Below are 1,517 nucleotides of genomic sequence, written 5' to 3'. Positions count from 1 at the left end.
GAATGATGTCACGCTGAAAATGCCGGCCTTTGAATGGGTTCATGTGCAGCTCCATCAGCAAAAGGGGATGATAAGTTTATCACCACCGACTATTTGCAACAGTGCCGTTTGGGCACTAGATCGGCTCGGCGGTTCATTGGGTCAAGTCATTACTTTACTCGACGACCTGAAGAAACGCGGAATAACTTTCATAGCCATCAAGGACAGAATAGACACAAATGCGCCAGTTATAGGGGAAATCTATACTCATCTGATGGCGATATTCTCTAGCTTTGAACGCAACCGCAATATTGAAAGAACGCGCTCAGGCCTTGCAGCTGCACGCGCAAGGGGCCGTGTGGGAGGGAGAAAACCGTCACTTTCTGAAGAAGATGTTAAACAAATTAGAATCTTACTTGCTGATCCTGAAATGACAGTTGGTGCAGTTGCTAAGCGCTTCAACGTTTCTCGCATGACTATTTATCGCTACACCACAAAATCATGAATGACCGCAGCATGGCGGTTTTATTTTCTTATGCCCGTCAGGGCATGGAAGGCGACCACGCCGGACTTAAACGGGCACCGGCCGCAAATCGCCGGAAACCGCAACGCTGACCGTATCGCCCGGCCCAGCCCCTCCCTGCAAAGCCATAACCCAGCCCGCCGCCACGCAGCTGCCGCACGTCCCCCACGGTGGTGCGCAGTGGGCGCCGCGCGCCTGCGCGCGGGAACGGCGGCCCGCCTTCGGGTCGCGGCGCCGTACTGCGCGTTAGCGGCCGCACGCGGCCGGTTACGGGGGACACTACGCCATACGACCAGCGACCCGCTGAGCTGCACAATCCACGGATAACACAAGCTACATACATGTCGATATGGGAATCGGCCCACCTTGCCGGGCTGCGTAATTGCATCGGACTTGACTACCCATTTGCATTTTACTTGGTGACCGTTTGCAGATTACTTGACCATCACCAACTAAATCTGTCCCATTAGATTTAGTTGGCGTAAGGCCTTACATCTTAACGGCTGCTGTGTGCCAAAAGCGGAAGTTGGAGTGCCAGAGGCGCTCTAAAAATTAATGGTTCGTTATGCAGGGATACAAACAAATACCTGCATGGTTTCTATGGCTTTTTGATTGGATTCATGTATGACGGTAATGCCTTCATTCCGTCAGCTTTTGCAGTGCTTACCTCCATGTATAGACGATTGATAAGAATGATTTGTATACTTCCTCATATCTACAGATTTTTCAGGTACTCACATGAAAATGACACGCTTAGAAGCTATCAAGGCATGGGGAAGAGCAAGCCGAGAAGGTAAGCCAATTCCCGAAGAGGTCAGAGAAGTTCTGATCAGCACCCAACAAAATGATAGTAGCCATGATTTCCATGTAGAACCCACTACAGCTAAAGTTAGAGTTAGCAAAGAGCAAGGGAAGGTGCGAACAAGTCCCTGATATGAGATCATGTTTGTCATCTGGAGCCATGGAACAGGGTTCATCATGAGTCATCAACTTACCTTCGCCGACAGTGAATTCA

2 protein-coding genes are annotated in these 1,517 nt (G+C 50.3%); both read left to right on the top strand.

Annotated elements, in window-relative coordinates; genetic code table 11:
• Positions 1–484, top strand: a 484-nt coding sequence (locus BV390_RS30265) for a recombinase family protein (RefSeq protein WP_227517271.1), incomplete at its 5' end; no start/stop codon positions are given.
• 756 nt (positions 485–1,240) lie between these two features.
• Complete coding sequence (locus BV390_RS31020; RefSeq protein WP_227517270.1) at positions 1,241–1,435, top strand: hypothetical protein; 195 nt, start codon at positions 1,241–1,243, stop codon at positions 1,433–1,435.
• Positions 1,436–1,517 lie beyond the last annotated feature (82 nt).

The sequence above is a fragment of the Klebsiella sp. YJ genome, from assembly GCF_002108615.1.
Lineage (GTDB): Bacteria > Pseudomonadota > Gammaproteobacteria > Enterobacterales > Enterobacteriaceae > Klebsiella > Klebsiella planticola.
The sequence above is the reverse complement of the archived record's forward strand: the minus strand, read 5'-3'. Positions and strand labels throughout refer to the sequence as shown.

What these genes read in the sequence shown, in the direction of transcription:
- BV390_RS31020 (WP_227517270.1), top strand. Translation starts at nt 1,241, where the DNA reads ATGAAAATGACACGCTTAGAAGCTATCAAGGCATGGGGAAGAGCAAGC.